Origin of the sequence: Paenibacillus sp. D9 (assembly GCF_001188365.1) — a bacterium.
In the GTDB taxonomy this organism is placed as follows: domain Bacteria; phylum Bacillota; class Bacilli; order Paenibacillales; family Paenibacillaceae; genus Paenibacillus_O; species Paenibacillus_O humicus.
Genome location: NZ_JZEJ01000001.1, coordinates 3,734,034 through 3,748,763 on the forward strand (window position 1 = coordinate 3,734,034; position 14,730 = coordinate 3,748,763).

The 14,730-nt window shown below is 54.6% G+C and carries 14 protein-coding genes and 3 rRNA genes; 15 read left to right on the plus strand and 2 right to left on the minus strand.

Going from position 1 to position 14,730, the window contains the following annotated elements; genetic code table 11:
• The first annotated feature begins 49 nt into the window (after positions 1 to 49).
• The 3 genes from rrf (VE23_RS16765) to rrf (VE23_RS16775) all read left to right on the plus strand — a co-directional run bounded on the left by rrf (VE23_RS16765) (position 50) and on the right by rrf (VE23_RS16775) (position 3,460).
• Positions 50 to 166: ribosomal RNA gene (gene rrf / locus VE23_RS16765) — 5S ribosomal RNA — on the plus strand.
• A gap of 159 nt (positions 167 to 325) precedes the next feature.
• Positions 326 to 3,254: ribosomal RNA gene (locus VE23_RS16770) — 23S ribosomal RNA — on the plus strand.
• An 89-nt stretch (positions 3,255 to 3,343) separates the two neighbouring features.
• A 5S ribosomal RNA gene (gene rrf, locus VE23_RS16775) occupies positions 3,344 to 3,460 on the plus strand.
• A 140-nt stretch (positions 3,461 to 3,600) separates the two neighbouring features.
• Here the strand turns inward: rrf (VE23_RS16775) and VE23_RS16780 are convergent.
• Entirely contained in the window at positions 3,601 to 4,140 is a 540-nt protein-coding gene (locus VE23_RS16780) for a hypothetical protein (RefSeq protein WP_049868616.1), read from the minus strand.
• A 197-nt stretch (positions 4,141 to 4,337) separates the two neighbouring features.
• Here VE23_RS16780 and VE23_RS16785 point away from each other — a divergent pair, with 197 nt between their 5' ends.
• From VE23_RS16785 to rsmI, 10 genes are all read left to right on the plus strand, one after another.
• Complete coding sequence (locus VE23_RS16785; RefSeq protein ID WP_021878479.1) at positions 4,338 to 4,529, plus strand: sigma factor G inhibitor Gin; 192 nt, start codon at positions 4,338 to 4,340, stop codon at positions 4,527 to 4,529.
• Between the two features lie 86 nt (positions 4,530 to 4,615).
• On the plus strand, positions 4,616 to 6,169 hold the full coding sequence (locus VE23_RS16790) for an aminotransferase class I/II-fold pyridoxal phosphate-dependent enzyme (RefSeq protein WP_069202619.1): 1,554 nt from the start codon (positions 4,616 to 4,618) through the stop codon (positions 6,167 to 6,169).
• A gap of 188 nt (positions 6,170 to 6,357) precedes the next feature.
• Positions 6,358 to 6,987 (plus strand): dTMP kinase, encoded by a 630-nt coding sequence (gene tmk, locus VE23_RS16795; protein WP_084781556.1) that lies wholly within the window; start codon positions 6,358 to 6,360, stop codon positions 6,985 to 6,987.
• A 61-nt stretch (positions 6,988 to 7,048) separates the two neighbouring features.
• Entirely contained in the window at positions 7,049 to 7,378 is a 330-nt protein-coding gene (locus VE23_RS16800) for a cyclic-di-AMP receptor (RefSeq protein ID WP_048745308.1), read from the plus strand.
• 30 nt (positions 7,379 to 7,408) lie between these two features.
• Complete coding sequence (locus VE23_RS16805; RefSeq protein ID WP_021878483.1) at positions 7,409 to 7,852, plus strand: YaaR family protein; 444 nt, start codon at positions 7,409 to 7,411, stop codon at positions 7,850 to 7,852.
• A gap of 18 nt (positions 7,853 to 7,870) precedes the next feature.
• Positions 7,871 to 8,851, plus strand: coding sequence for a DNA polymerase III subunit delta' (gene holB / locus VE23_RS16810; protein ID WP_049868619.1), 981 nt, complete (start codon positions 7,871 to 7,873; stop codon positions 8,849 to 8,851).
• 4 nt (positions 8,852 to 8,855) lie between these two features.
• The gene (locus tag VE23_RS16815) at positions 8,856 to 9,659 is read left to right on the plus strand and encodes a PSP1 domain-containing protein (protein WP_048744909.1); all 804 of its coding nucleotides are present in this window, start codon (positions 8,856 to 8,858) and stop codon (positions 9,657 to 9,659) included.
• A gap of 45 nt (positions 9,660 to 9,704) precedes the next feature.
• A complete protein-coding gene (locus VE23_RS16820; RefSeq protein WP_049868620.1) occupies positions 9,705 to 10,106 on the plus strand; it encodes an initiation-control protein YabA in 402 nt (133 codons plus the stop codon).
• A gap of 103 nt (positions 10,107 to 10,209) precedes the next feature.
• Positions 10,210 to 10,977 carry a tRNA1(Val) (adenine(37)-N6)-methyltransferase gene (locus VE23_RS16825; protein ID WP_049868621.1) on the plus strand — a complete coding sequence of 256 codons (768 nt, stop codon included), beginning with the start codon at positions 10,210 to 10,212 and terminating at the stop codon, positions 10,975 to 10,977.
• The gene (gene rsmI, locus VE23_RS16830) at positions 10,955 to 11,827 is read left to right on the plus strand and encodes a 16S rRNA (cytidine(1402)-2'-O)-methyltransferase (protein WP_049868622.1); all 873 of its coding nucleotides are present in this window, start codon (positions 10,955 to 10,957) and stop codon (positions 11,825 to 11,827) included. Before VE23_RS16825 ends, rsmI begins: the two co-directional genes overlap by 23 nt.
• 200 nt (positions 11,828 to 12,027) lie before the next feature.
• On the opposite strand, the gene VE23_RS16835 is transcribed toward rsmI, so the two are convergent.
• A complete protein-coding gene (locus tag VE23_RS16835; RefSeq protein ID WP_048746960.1) occupies positions 12,028 to 12,282 on the minus strand; it encodes an AbrB/MazE/SpoVT family DNA-binding domain-containing protein in 255 nt (84 codons plus the stop codon).
• A gap of 267 nt (positions 12,283 to 12,549) precedes the next feature.
• Between VE23_RS16835 and VE23_RS16840 the strand changes: the two genes are divergently transcribed.
• Both VE23_RS16840 and VE23_RS16845 read left to right on the plus strand, forming a co-directional pair.
• Positions 12,550 to 13,848, plus strand: coding sequence for an HD domain-containing protein (locus VE23_RS16840; protein WP_049868623.1), 1,299 nt, complete (start codon positions 12,550 to 12,552; stop codon positions 13,846 to 13,848).
• A gap of 25 nt (positions 13,849 to 13,873) precedes the next feature.
• Positions 13,874 to 14,647: a TatD family hydrolase gene (locus VE23_RS16845; protein ID WP_048746964.1), complete on the plus strand. Its 774-nt coding sequence runs from the start codon at positions 13,874 to 13,876 to the stop codon at positions 14,645 to 14,647.
• The last annotated feature ends 83 nt before the right edge of the window (positions 14,648 to 14,730 follow it).

Consider the following 14,730-nt stretch of genomic DNA (forward strand, 5'->3'; position numbering starts at 1 on the left):
TTGTCAGTTTTGAAAGAGCAAATCTCTTTCAAGCGAGATTTCTTCATCGTTTGGTGGCGATGGCGGAAGGGAACCACGCGTACCCATCCCGAACACGACCGTTAAGCCTTCCAGCGCCGATGGTACTTGGACCGCAGGGTCCTGGGAGAGTAGGACGTCGCCAAGCGGTGCATTCTTGCGCCAAAAATATGGTGTGTCTTTTACTGAGGTAACACTCGGAAGAAGATTCGTCCGTAAAAACACTTGTTCCTTGAAAACTGGATACGAACCAATATGAAATGCTGAAACATCCTTAGCTGTTTCTTAACCAGGCTATACAGCCTTAGGTTAAGCTACTAAGAGCGCACGGAGGATGCCTAGGCGCCAGAAGCCGATGAAGGACGTGGCGAACCACGATAGGCCTCGGGGAGCTGTAAGCAAGCGTTGATCCGGGGATTTCCGAATGGGGAAACCCAGCTGGAGTAATGTCCAGTTACTGCAGAGTGAATACATAGCTCTGCGTGAGGCACACCAGGGGAACTGAAACATCTAAGTACCCTGAGGAAGAGAAAACAAACGTGATTCCGTCAGTAGCGGCGAGCGAACGCGGATTAGCCCAAACCAGGAGGCTTGCCTCCTGGGGTTGTGGGACGTCTCACACGGAGTTACAAAGGAATGGGTTAGGCGAAGAGGTCTGGAAAGGCCCGCTACAAGAGGTAAAAGCCCTGTACCCAAAAGTCCATTCCCTCCGAGACGGATCCCGAGTACCGCGAGACACGTGAAACCTCGTGGGAATCCGGCAGGACCATCTGCCAAGGCTAAATACTCTCTGGCGACCGATAGTGAAGCAGTACCGTGAGGGAAAGGTGAAAAGCACCGCGGGAGCGGAGTGAAATAGAACCTGAAACCGTGCGCTTACAAAAAGTCAGAGCCCTCTATATGGGTGATGGCGTGCCTTTTGTAGAATGAACCGGCGAGTTACGTTCACGTGCAAGGTTAAGTCGGGAAGACGGAGCCGCAGCGAAAGCGAGTCTGAATAGGGCGCCATAGTACGTGGATGTAGACCCGAAACCGTGTGATCTACCCCTGTCCAGGGTGAAGGTGCGGTAACACGCACTGGAGGCCCGAACCCACGAATGTTGAAAAATTCGGGGATGAGGTGGGGGTAGCGGAGAAATTCCAATCGAACTCGGAAATAGCTGGTTCTCCCCGAAATAGCTTTAGGGCTAGCCTCGGTGTTGAGCATGCTGGAGGTAGAGCACTGATTGGGTGCGGGGCCCGCCAAGGGTTACCAAGTCCAGTCAAACTCCGAATGCCAGTCATGTATAACCGGGAGTCAGACGGTGAGTGCTAAGATCCATCGTCAAGAGGGAAACAGCCCAGATCATCAGCTAAGGTCCCCAAGTGTGTGTTAAGTGGGAAAGGATGTGGAGTTGCCCAGACAACCAGGATGTTGGCTTAGAAGCAGCCACCATTTAAAGAGTGCGTAATAGCTCACTGGTCGAGTGACTCTGCGCCGAAAATGTAACGGGGCTAAACACACCACCGAAGCTATGGCATGTACCAATAGGTACTTGGGTAGGGGAGCGTTGTGTATAGGTTGAAGTCAGACCGTAAGGACTGGTGGACAGTACACAAGTGAGAATGCCGGTATGAGTAACGAAAAGATCAGTGAGAATCTGATCCGCCGTAAGCCTAAGGGTTCCTGAGGAAGGTTCGTCCGCTCAGGGTAAGTCGGGACCTAAGGCGAGGCCGAAAGGCGTAGTCGAAGGACAACAGGTTGATATTCCTGTACCACCGTAAGCCGTTATGAGCAATGGAGTGACGCAGAAGGGTAGTGACGCGGACCGATGGATGTGTCCGTCCAAGCAGTGAGGCTGGTTTGTTGGCAAATCCGCAAACCGTAAGGCTGGGCTGTGATGGGGAGGGAAACTTATAGTACCGAAGGTCATGATCTCCAGCTGCCAAGAAAAGCTTCTAGCCAGGCGAAGGTGCCCGTACCGCAAACCGACACAGGTAGGCGAGCAGAGCATGCTAAGGCGCGCGGAGTAACTCTCGTTAAGGAACTCGGCAACATGACCCCGTAACTTCGGGAGAAGGGGTGCCTCGGTAGGGTGAATAGCCCGAGGGGGCCGCAGTGAAAAGGCCCAAGCGACTGTTTAGCAAAAACACAGGTCTGTGCGAAGCCGTAAGGCGAAGTATACGGGCTGACGCCTGCCCGGTGCTGGAAGGTTAAGGGGAGCGGTTAGGGGCAACCCGAAGCTGTGAACCGAAGCCCCAGTAAACGGCGGCCGTAACTATAACGGTCCTAAGGTAGCGAAATTCCTTGTCAGGTAAATTCTGACCCGCACGAATGGCGTAACGACTTGGGCGCTGTCTCAACGAGAGATCCGGTGAAATTTTAATACCTGTGAAGATGCAGGTTACCCGCGACAAGACGGAAAGACCCCATGGAGCTTTACTGCAGCTTGATATTGGACTTTGGTACGATCTGTACAGGATAGGTGGGAGCCTGGGAAGCCGGAGCGCCAGCTTCGGTGGAGGCACCGTTGGGATACCACCCTGATCGTATCGGAGTTCTAACCTGGTACCGTGATCCGGTACAGGGACCGTGTCAGGCGGGCAGTTTGACTGGGGCGGTCGCCTCCTAAAATGTAACGGAGGCGCCCAAAGGTTCCCTCAGAATGGTTGGAAATCATTCGCAGCGTGCAAAGGCATAAGGGAGCTTGACTGCGAGACCTACAAGTCGAGCAGGGACGAAAGTCGGGCTTAGTGATCCGGTGGTACCGAATGGAAGGGCCATCGCTCAACGGATAAAAGCTACCCTGGGGATAACAGGCTTATCTCCCCCAAGAGTCCACATCGACGGGGAGGTTTGGCACCTCGATGTCGGCTCATCGCATCCTGGGGCTGAAGTAGGTCCCAAGGGTTGGGCTGTTCGCCCATTAAAGCGGTACGCGAGCTGGGTTCAGAACGTCGTGAGACAGTTCGGTCCCTATCTGTCGTGGGCGCAGGAAATTTGAGAGGAGCTGTCCTTAGTACGAGAGGACCGGGATGGACGTACCGCTGGTGTACCAGTTGTTCCGCCAGGAGCACCGCTGGGTAGCTACGTACGGACGGGATAAGCGCTGAAAGCATCTAAGCGCGAAGCCCCCCTCAAGATGAGATTTCCCAGTATGTAAGACCCCTGGTAGACGACCAGGTTGATAGGTTCGGGGTGGAAGCGCAGCAATGCGTGCAGCTGACGAATACTAATCGGTCGAGGGCTTATCCTATGGGCAAGAAAAGCAAATGGACTCAGCATCCATCCTATTGGTTCGATCCAGTTTTCAAGGCGCAAGCCACGTCTTGAACAAGCGTAACGTTTGGTGGCGATGGCGGAAGGGAACCACGCGTACCCATCCCGAACACGACCGTTAAGCCTTCCAGCGCCGATGGTACTTGGACCGCAGGGTCCTGGGAGAGTAGGACGTCGCCAAGCACAGAGAGAAGCCTGATCCGCGAGCAATCGCCGGCCAGGCTTTTTTTGATTTTAAATGGCATAAAGCGACATTAATCCCCCATGACGGGGGATTAGGCAGGAAGATGTGCGGGTAATAAAAAGAGATTCTTTTTCAGAGGTTATCGGTGATAATACAAATAATAGGACTCCTCCAAGGGGAGCTTGACGACGCCATCCCTTCTTTCCTTCAGGAGGAAGAACACAGCGGTCAGATGAGGCGCAAGCAGCCAAAAATGGACAAGCAACAGGGAAGACAGAGTTTCCGGCTGCAGCCAGGGATAGAACAGCATGATGCAGCACAGTCCTGTCCAGAGCAGATGGATCTGCAGACGGGTGAAGGCAGCCAGCTCGACAGGAAGCTCGGGAAGATAGCCTGCGAGGGGGAAAACAAATCTCCACGACCATTTTCTTGACTTGAATTCATGATGGCTGCGCAGTCCGATCAACCGGATCAAAGTGAAATGAAGAAGGGGTATGAACAATAGACCTGCAGTCAAGCCGGCCAAGCTGCTGATCGGAGAGAGGACAAGCAGGGATGCGGCCAATAACAGTCCGACAGCCCAATGGTAGCGGACCAGTGCAGGTGAAAAATACAGCTTGCGGACAAGCCGGTATTGATAAATCGTAGCTTCCTTTTGCTCGGACAAAGGCTGGAACATGCGGCTCCTCCTCATTAGGGACTCTTCTTTACTATCGGTCGAGCCGCGGACTCGGTTCAGTTTAATTGGGATAGGCACCGACGGATCCAGGCTGAATATGGTGTAAGAAGACGTTTATACGAATTTACAGGTATGGATTAATAGATTTCAGGGCATCCTGATAATATCATTGTACTTGAAAGAAAGGCGGATGGACTATGCATGAGGGCGCTTTGTGTGAATGCATCGTATGCGGCCAATTCAAGCCCCAGGACCAGGGACTTCATATCGTATCGGAATTCATTTGCGGGAGCTGCGAGAATGAAATGGTTCAGACGGATGTAAAGGACGAGAAATACCCCTTTTATGTCCATCAGATGAAGCAAATATGGGTGCATAAGAATGTCTGAGCTTTCTTCCTGCGGGAAGAAAGCTTTTTTTTGCTTCTTTTTTCATTACAATGGAAGAAATGAATGCAAGCGAAAGGAAAGCTTTTATGAATCAATCCGATATTCCTCTCCTCACGATGTTGAACTTCCATACAGCCGGCAATCCGGTCTCCTTCCATGTTCCAGGCCACAAAGGGGGAACCGGCGGCAAAGAAACGGTTCTTGATCATGCTGACTCTCAAAATTCCGCATATCCGCAGTGGCTGGACATGGTCATGAAAATCGATGTGACCGAGCTGGCAAGCACGGACGATCTCCATGATCCGAGCGGGGCGATCCTGGAGGCTCAACTGCTCGCGGCAGAATGCTTCGGGGCCGAGGAAACCTCCTTCTTGGTCGGCGGAAGCACGTCGGGAAACATCGCCCTGATCATCGGAACCTGTCTTCCGGGGGATCTGGTCCTCGTCCAGCGCAATGTCCACAAATCGGTTCTGAACGGCCTTCAGTTAAGCGGGGCTAGAGCGGTATTCCTGGCTCCAGAGATGGATAAGAAGACGGGAATAGGATCGATTCCCTCCTTGCGGACAATTCAAGAAGGGCTCGCCCTCTATCCGGATGCCAAAGCCGTGTTCCTGACGAATCCGAACTACTACGGCTTGTCGGTCGACCTTCGCCCTTATGCGGAATATATTCATGAGGCCGGTGCGGTGCTGCTGGTGGATGAAGCTCATGGAGCTCATTACGGGCTCCACCCCTCTTTTCCCGGATCAGCTCTCCAAGCAGGGGCTGACGGAGTTGTCCAGTCCACGCACAAGACCCTCTCTGCCCTTACGATGGGAGCGATGCTTCATATGCAAGGAGAGAGGCTGGATCGTTCAAGCGTCAAGCAGGCGCTGACGATGATTCAAAGCTCTTCGCCGTCGTTTCCGATCTTGGCCTCGCTGGACGCGGCCCGCGCCAAAGTCGGCATCTATGGCGAGAATTGGTTTGAACCCGGATTGCAGGCTGCGAAGCGGATCCGGGATTGGGCATCGGATCCGAAGGCGCCCCATCCCTTCCGGTTGCTGGAACGGGAGCTGCAAGGGGAGGAGCTGCGGCTGGATCCTCTCCGAATCGTCTTGGAGGACGCCAGCGGCTGTCTGAGCGGGTTCAGGCTGCAGAAGGAGCTGGAATTACGGGGCTGCTGGCCGGAGATGGCGGATGCCCGCTATGTCGTTCTTATCGTTGGAGCCAGGAGTGAAGAAAAAGATGCCGATGCGCTTCTTGCCGCTCTCGAAGAGATTGCCTCCGTTAATCGATTGGATGAGCCGGCCTCCGTTATCCGATTGGACGAGCCGGCCGACAGCAGACGCATTATCGCTCCGCTGTCGGAATCGGAAAACAGCCGCGCAGAGGTTGTCTCGCTGCCGGTGCTGTTGAGGCGAAGCAAGAGGATTCCGGAGCAAGAAGAAAAGGTGATGATCAAGGATTCGGCAGGCCGGCTTGCCGCAGAGAGAATCATCCCGTACCCGCCGGGAATTCCGCTTGTTTATGAAGGTGAGCGGATAACTTCTGAAACGGCGGCTCATATGCAGAGACTGCTGGAGGCAGGCGCCAGATTCCAGGGTATGAGCGAAGAGGACAGGGGCTGCATCGCAGTCCGTCTTCCTTCCTCGGAGTGAGCCGCTCTGTTTGGTGTCTGGTCACGAGAGGGCGACGGCTTTGCTTTTCGGCTCCAGGTACGGAAATGAACGGCAGAATCCGGTTCGCCTCGCTGACTGCGTACCCTGGAGAAAAGCCGGCTCTGGCAGCATTCCGATAGGTAAGCGGCGCCGGTCATGGTATGATAGGTAAAAACCGAGCAGGGAGCATGTTACAAGTGGAGCGAGGAAGGTTTATTACGATAGAAGGCGGGGAAGGCGCGGGCAAGACGACGTTGATCCAATCCCTTGCCGCTGGCTTGGAGCAGCAAGGATATGCAGTCCTGACAACGAGGGAGCCTGGAGGCATCCCTATTGCCGAGAAGATCCGAGAGGTCATCCTGGACCGGACGCATACCGGAATGGACAGCCGGACGGAAGCGCTCCTGTATGCGGCGGCTAGAAGGCAGCATCTGACCGAGAAGGTCATTCCGGCGCTGGAGGCGGGCAAGACCGTCATCTGCGACCGCTACATCGACAGCAGCCTCGCTTATCAGGGGTTTGCGCGCGGTATTGGAATGAACGCCATTGAAGAAATCAACCGTTTTGCGATCGAAGGCTGGATGCCGGATGTGACGCTGTTTCTGGATTTGCCGGTCGAGATCGGCCTGAGGCGGATCGCCGAGGCGGGAGAACGGGAAATCAACCGGCTGGATCTGGAGCGGGAGTCCTTTCATGCCAAGGTGCGCGCCGGATATCTGAAGCTTCTGGAGATGCATCCTGGGCGGATCGTCCGCATCGATGCGGAGCAATCGCCCGAATCGGTATTAATCGACGCGATGGCCGCTTTATCGATGTGACAAGCAGGAATTCAGGCCTGTTTTGTCCAATTTTATATCTAAACAAATAGGAGGAATGAGGATGAAGCTAGTCATTGCCGTTGTACAAGACAAGGACAGCAACCGTCTGTCGAACGCTCTTGTCCGCGAAGGATTCCGCGCTACCAAACTGGCGAGCACCGGAGGATTCCTGAAGGCGGGCAACACCACGTTCATGATCGGGATCGAGGATGAGCGAGTGCATGAAGTTCTGCACTGCATCCGTTCCAACTGCAAGGTCCGCGACCAGCTCGTGACGCCGGTGTCGCCTATGGGCGGGACGACCGATTCGTATATCCCGTTCCCGGTCGAGGTTCAGGTTGGCGGTGCCGCCGTATTCGTCATGCCGGTGGAGCGTTTTGAACATTTCTAATTCAGATCTACCTGACAGGAGCGTGCGCAGATGAAGATCGATCCGGGCTGGCGTCCGCTGGGGCAGGATCGCGCAAGAGACAGCGCGGCGGGCAAGCCGGTGCAGTCCAAATCCTTCGCCGATGCGATGCGCTATCAGGACCAGAGCCGAAGCCGCGAAGAGCTTGAGCAGAAGCTGCAGGATATTCAGCAGCAGGGAGATCGGCTCTCCCGCTCGATGACGATGCGCGAGCTGAAAGCCTACAAAGCGATGGTCAAGCAGTTTTTGGAGATGACCGTTCGGCGCGGCGTCGGAATCAAGGATGTGCGCAGCATGGACCGGCGCGGCCGGATCAAGCGGCATAAGCTGCTGGACGAGATCGACGAGAGCCTGCTCGCCATGGCCGATGAGCTGCTGCTCAGCGAGCAGGGGCGCATGGAGCTGCTGCAGCGGGTCGGAGACATCCGCGGCCTGCTGATCAACCTGTTATTTTAGAGCGAGGAAAGGACAGCTATGAGACTTGCGGAAATCCCCGGCCAGGAAAAGGCCAAGCAAATATTGCGGCATGCCCTTCAGAGCGGCAAGGTATCGCATGCCTATCTGTTCCATGGGCCGGGAGGCACGGGCAGGCTGCAGACGGCTCTGGCGTTTGCCCAGGCCCTGTTCTGCACGGCCGGCGGAGACGACGCCTGCGGAGAATGCCTGGAATGCCGCAAGTTCGAGCATGGCAATCAGCCTGATCTGCACCGGATCGCTCCGGATGGCAATTCCATCAAGCTTGGACAAATCGACGACTTGCAGCGGGAGATGTCCTACCGGACAGCGGATCCCTCCCGGCGCAAGGTGTATATCATGGAGAAAGCGGAATCGATGACTCCTCCGGCCTCCAACAGCCTGCTGAAGTTCCTGGAAGAGCCTGTCTCGCCGACAGTGGCGATTCTGCTCGCGACGCATGCCGGGGCCGTGCTGCCCACTATTGCTTCCCGAACACAGCCGGTCCCTTTTTTGCCCTATTCGCCCAAGGAGATGCTGGAGCAGCTCGCGCAGGAAGGATATCCTGCCGCTCATGTCCGCGCAGCCGTCCATTTGGCTTCCGGCCTCGACGGATGCCGCGCTGTAATAGAACAGATTGGGTTTGCAGAAATCCGAAATGTAGTGATACAATTAGGCAAGGAGAGCACTTCCCGATTCACTGCGGGCATGGTGACCGTCCAGCAGAGGCTGATCAAGGCCGATCTGGGCTCAAGCTCGCAGCTGCTACTGTCTTTATTGGTGTTATGGTTCAGAGACATGATTCATTATCAGGCCGGAAGGTCTGAGCAGATGGTTTTCATAGATCAGTTGGATTGGATTAGTAAGCATGCGTACACGAAGCCGGCCGCTTATTGGGTTTCGTGCATGGAGCATGCCATGGAGGCAGCGGGGAAGATCAAGGCCAATGTGGCTCCCCAGCTTGCCATAGAGCAATTACTGGTACGTCTACAGGAGGGTTAAATCCTTGTATAATGTCGTCGGTGTTCGCTTCAAAAAAGCGGGCAAGATCTATTACTTTGATCCCGTCGAACATCCCGTAGGCACGGACCATCACGTTATTGTGGAAACTGCCAGGGGTGTGGAATACGGCAAAGTCGTAGTCGGACAGAAGCAGGTAGACGAATCGGATGTAGTTCTCCCTCTCAAAAAAGTCATTCGCATCGCCAGCGACCAGGACGCCAAGGTCGTCGAGGAGAATCGAGGCGCCGCGCAGAACGCGTTCTCGGTCTGTCTGGATAAGATCCGCGCGCACGGGCTCAAGATGAAGCTGGTGGATGTCGAATTCACGTTTGACCGCAATAAAATCATTTTCTATTTCACGGCAGAAGGCCGGATCGACTTCCGTGAGCTCGTCAAGGACTTGGCCAGCGTATTCCGTACCCGGATCGAGCTTAGACAGATCGGCGTACGCGACGAAGCCAAGATGCTCGGAGGCATCGGCCCTTGCGGACGCGTCCTGTGCTGTTCTTCCTGGCTGGGCGATTTCGATCCCGTATCCATCAAGATGGCCAAGGATCAAAGCTTGTCGCTGAACCCGACGAAAATATCGGGATTGTGCGGAAGGCTCATGTGCTGCCTGAAATTTGAGCATGATAACTACGAAAGCGTGCGGGAGGAAATGCCCGCCATCGGCAAGACCGTCGTCACCTCCTTCGGAGAAGGAAGGGTTACCGGCATCAACGCGGCTTCCAAGAGCGTTTACGTCCAGCTGTTCGAGATCAGCGGAAGACCGAAAGAAATGCCGATCGACGATGTTGTTGTAAAATGAATGTGAACCTGAACGTCATGCATGAAAGCTCTGGGGTGTGAGTTCTTGGAGAATAAAGATCTTTTCCTTCATATGGATGAGCTTGAAACTAGAATGGGCGGCTTTCACAAAGAATTGGGCGAGCTCAAACAAATCGTCAAGCAGCTGGTGGAGGCGAACAAACAGCTCTCGATCGAGAATCGTCAGCTGCGCAAGGTGTTGAGGAAGGAAACCAATCCTCACACGGAGAAAGCGATGCAGCCGGTGCATTCCGGTTCATCGGCTCCTGTCCGGCAGCTGGCTTCCGATTCGGGGGCTTTGACCGAGGAACTGCCGCAGGCGGTTGGAGAAGGACACGACAATCTGGCAAGGCTTTATTATGAAGGCTTCCATATTTGCAACGTGTACTATGGTCATCTCCGCACCGAAGGAGACTGCCTGTTCTGCCTGTCGTTCCTGAATAAATAATGCAGACCAAGGGACCCGTAAAACGGGTCCTCTTTGTCGTCGTACAGGTTTTGGGCTGCTCCCAGGGGGAGAGGCCGGAAAGGGGAAAGGAAGCATTTTGGATATGGAATTGCAGCCAAGCGAAAGGCTGGACGATCTGCTGACACATGAGCTTCGCATCATCCAGAGCCGGGAAGTGTTCAGCTTCTCCATGGACGCGGTGCTTCTCGCGCATTTTGCCGGAGTTCCGCCCTCGGGACGAATCGTGGATCTCTGCACCGGCAACGGGGTCATCCCGCTGCTGCTGACGACGAGGACTCGCGCTTCGATCGATGCCGTGGAAATTCAGCCTCGCCTCGCCGATATGGCTCGCCGCAGCGTGGAAATCAACGGAATGGGATCGCGGATTCGAATCGTAGAAGGAGACCTGCGCGAGAAATCAAGAGAGCTCGGCTGGGGAAGCTATGATGCGGTGACCGTCAATCCGCCGTATATGCCTCCCCTGACGGGAGACCGGAACGGCAATGAGCATTATGCGGTCGCGCGTCATGAAGTGCACGGCACTTTGGAGGAAATTGTCGAGAATTGCGCGAGGCTGGTCCGTACCGGCGGCAAAGTGTCGATGGTTCATCGGCCAGGGCGTCTCGTGGAGATCTTGGCGTCGATGACCCGCTGGAAGCTGGAGCCGAAGCGGCTTCGATTCGTACACCCCCATGCCGGCTCCGAAGCGAATATGGTGCTGATCGAAGCTGTTCGCGATGCGAAGCCTTCGCTGAGGCTGCTGCCCCCGCTGATCGTCTATGCGGACAAGGAGCGATACAGTCAGGAAATCATGGACATTTACTATGGACATAAAGGAGGCTCTGCGGATGAACAGGCAAAAGAGCTTTGAGGAGCACAGCTGCGGCACGCTTTATCTGGTCGCAACGCCGATCGGCAACCTGGAGGATATCACGATGCGGGCCATCCGCATCCTGAAGGAAGTTTCCCTGATTGCTGCGGAGGATACGAGGCAGACCCGCAAGCTGCTCAGCCGCTTCGAGATCGACGGCCGCCTCGTCAGCTATCATGAGCATAACAAAGCAGCCAGCGGCCCTGAGCTGATACGGCTTCTGGAGGAAGGGAGCAGCATCGCGCTCGTGAGCGACGCCGGGATGCCCGCCATATCCGATCCGGGAGCCGATCTGGTCAAGGATGCCGTGGAACGAGGCATTCCCGTCGTGCCTGTGCCGGGAGCCAATGCCGCGCTCGCCGCGCTCATCATCTCGGGGCTGCCCACCGAACGCTTCCTGTTTGCCGGCTTTCCTCCCCGGGACAAGAAATCGCTGGAGAACTGGCTGCTCGGGCTGAAGCGGCTGGACAGCACGCTGCTGTTTTATGAATCCCCCCATCGGGTGGCGAAAACGCTGCCTGCAATTCGGGCCGTGCTCGGCGATCGAAAAATGGCGATGATTCGCGAGTTGACCAAAAAGCATGAAGAAGCCGTTCGGGGCACGGTCTCGGAATGCGAGCAATGGCTGGAGGAGAACGAGCCTCTCGGGGAATACTGCCTTGTTGTCGAGGGAGCGGATGGGGATGAAGCGGCGGAGCAGGGCCCGTCCTGGTGGGAAGGACTCAGCCTGGAAGAGCATGCCTCCAAATACGAAGAGCAGGGGGAGCCGAGAAAGGAAGCCATTCGGAAAACAGCCGCGGACCGGGGACTGCAGAAACGGGATGTCTACAACGAGCTCATGCGCAAATAAGCCGGCTTGTCGGCCGGCCTCGTGACTATTTCGCAGAAGGCGAACTTTTATGTGCTGGAGGCTGAAAGCGCATGAGATCGGCCCGGAATAAAAAAAGGACCTTCCCGGGCTGTCGCCAGCTCAGGAAGGCAAGGTAGGAGTATAAAAAGGTTAGAAATACCTTGGTTAAAGTTGCTAAAGTTAAGTATAACTGATTATGCTTATTTTGTCACAGGGGTAGGCATTTCGGAAAGGCAGGAATTGCAGACGATTTTGCCTTTGAAGTAAGCGACGTTCTCTGCGTTGCCGCAGAAGATGCATGCCGGCTCATATTTCTTGAGCATGATGCGTTCTCCGTCTACATAAATTTCCAGGGCATCTTTTTCGCCGATTCCAAGCGTACGGCGCAGCTCGATTGGAATAACAACGCGGCCAAGCTCGTCAACTTTCCGAACAATACCGGTGGATTTCATCATAATGGGCGACCAGCCTCTCTTGATTTATTTCGTCAACGTTCGACATAAAACTACTTTTTATGATTTTAATAATACCAACCATTCCCAAATCAGTCAACCATCAAAAAGTCTAGTTTTAGCACATAAATTCAAGGTTTTAGAACAGGAAAGGGATTAAATCTCTAGTTATCTTACTACAAGACTAGAAAAATTGGAAATCTTATTACGACACTATTCGACAAACAGCATGCTTATTTTGTCGAAAGTTTGAACGAAAGGTGGATGAGGATGACAAAGCTGGAAGAGGAAAAGGTGTTCAAGGATCCGGTCCACAAGTATATTTACGTTCAGGATCAGCTGATATGGGACCTGATCGATACGCCGGAGTTTCAGAGGCTGAGAAGAATCCGCCAGCTTGGCACCACGTTTCTCACCTTCCATGGCGCGGAGCACAGCCGATTCAGCCATTCGCTCGGCGTCTATGAGCTGACGCGGCGCATCATCTCGCAGTTCGAACGCAGCGAATACCCGGACTGGCCCAGGGAGGAGAAGCTTCTCAGCCTCTGCGCGGCTTTGCTGCATGATCTCGGGCATGGGCCGTTCTCCCATTCCATTGAAGAAATCATGGAATTCGATCATGAGGAATGGAGCTGCTCTATTATAGAAGGAGATACGGAAGTGAACCGGCTCCTGCGTTCCGTCGAGCCTGGATTTCCGGGCAAAGTAGCTTCCGTTATCCGAAAAACCTACGAGAAGCCGATCGTCATTAATTTGGTGTCGAGCCAAATGGATGCGGACCGCATGGATTACCTGCTCCGGGATGCCTACTTTACGGGGGTCAATTACGGAACGTTCGATCTGGACCGGATTCTCCGCGTGCTGCGCCCCCATCAGGGCAGGATCGTCGTAAAGGACAGCGGCATGCATGCGGTCGAGGATTATCTGATGAGCCGTTATCAGATGTATTGGCAGGTGTACTTTCATCCGGTTACACGCAGCTCGGAGATTGTGCTGAGGAAAATTCTTCTGAGGGCCCAGGAATTATGCCGTTCGGGCTACGCCTTCTCCTGGATTCCCGAGCCGATCAAGCGGCTGTTCAATCAGGAGCTGGATGTGGCATCCTATTTGAAGCTGGACGAATCGCTCGTCCAAACGGCTTTTGCCGCCTGGACCGAAGAGGAGGATAAACGGCTGGCATCCTTATGCACCCGATTCCTTAATCGCAAATTGTACAAGTATATAACCTTCGACCGCGAACATGAATCAGACGCCCAGCTGTTCTGCGAAAGGCTGGCGGCCGCCGGAATGAACCGCGATTACGAGCTGGAAATTGATTTTCCTTATGATCTTCCCTATCATGTGTATCGTTCGGGAATGGACAAGCAGGAGGAAGGAAACCGGGGCAAGCCTCCGATTCTGCTTCTTGACAGCTCCATGCAGCTGACGGAAATATCCGCTCAGTCCGATGTGGTGAGGTCGATAACGGGCATGCACCGCGGCCAATACCGGCTTTTCTACGATGCCGAAGCAGCTTCGCTGCTCAGCTATCGCATGGAACCGGATATTCGGGAAAGACTTGGCCTGTAGGCCGCCATTCGAAAGGAGTCGAAACATGGCAGGATTGATTGACACGCATACGCATCTGGACTCCCCCAAATTCGACAATGACCGCGAGGAAGCGATCCAGCGCGCCCGCGACGCGGGGGTTGAGCTGATGTTCAATGTCGGATTCAACCGCGAGACGATACCGACGACGCTGGAACTTGCCGAAAAATATCCGTTCATCTACGCCATTGTCGGGTGGCATCCGACGGACAGCGCCGATGTGGGAGAAGGGGACCTCGAGCGGGTGGAGGCGCTGATGGCGCATCCGAAAGTCGTCGCCATCGGGGAAATCGGACTGGACTATTATTGGGATACCGCTCCCAAGGATGTCCAGCAGCAGGTATTCCGAGAGCAGATCCGCATCGCGAAGCGTACCGGCAAGCCGATCGTCATTCATAACCGCGATGCCCATGAGGATGTCGTCCGCATCCTTCGGGAAGAGAAGGCGGCTGAGGTCGGAGGCATCATGCACTGCTTCTCCGGCAGCTGGGAAACGGCCAAGCAGTGTCTGGACATGAACTTCTATATTTCGTTCGGCGGGCCGGTGACATTCAAGAATGCCAGGGTGCCGAAAGAGGTTCTTGCGCAGGTTCCTCTGGACCGTCTGCTCATCGAAACGGATTCCCCTTATCTGGCTCCTCATCCACATCGAGGGAAGCGGAACGAGTCCGCATTCGTGGCCTTGGTTGCCGAGACAGCGGCGGAAATAAAAGGCAAAAATGTGAATGAGATCGTTTCCATCACATCTGCAAATGCAAGAAAATGTTTCCAGCTTTCTTAAAATCGGGCGAAAAAGCTTGTAAAAAGGTGCCTGGTTGAGAAAAATTATATTTCTGCTCCGTCAAACCGCCCAAAACGGCCGGA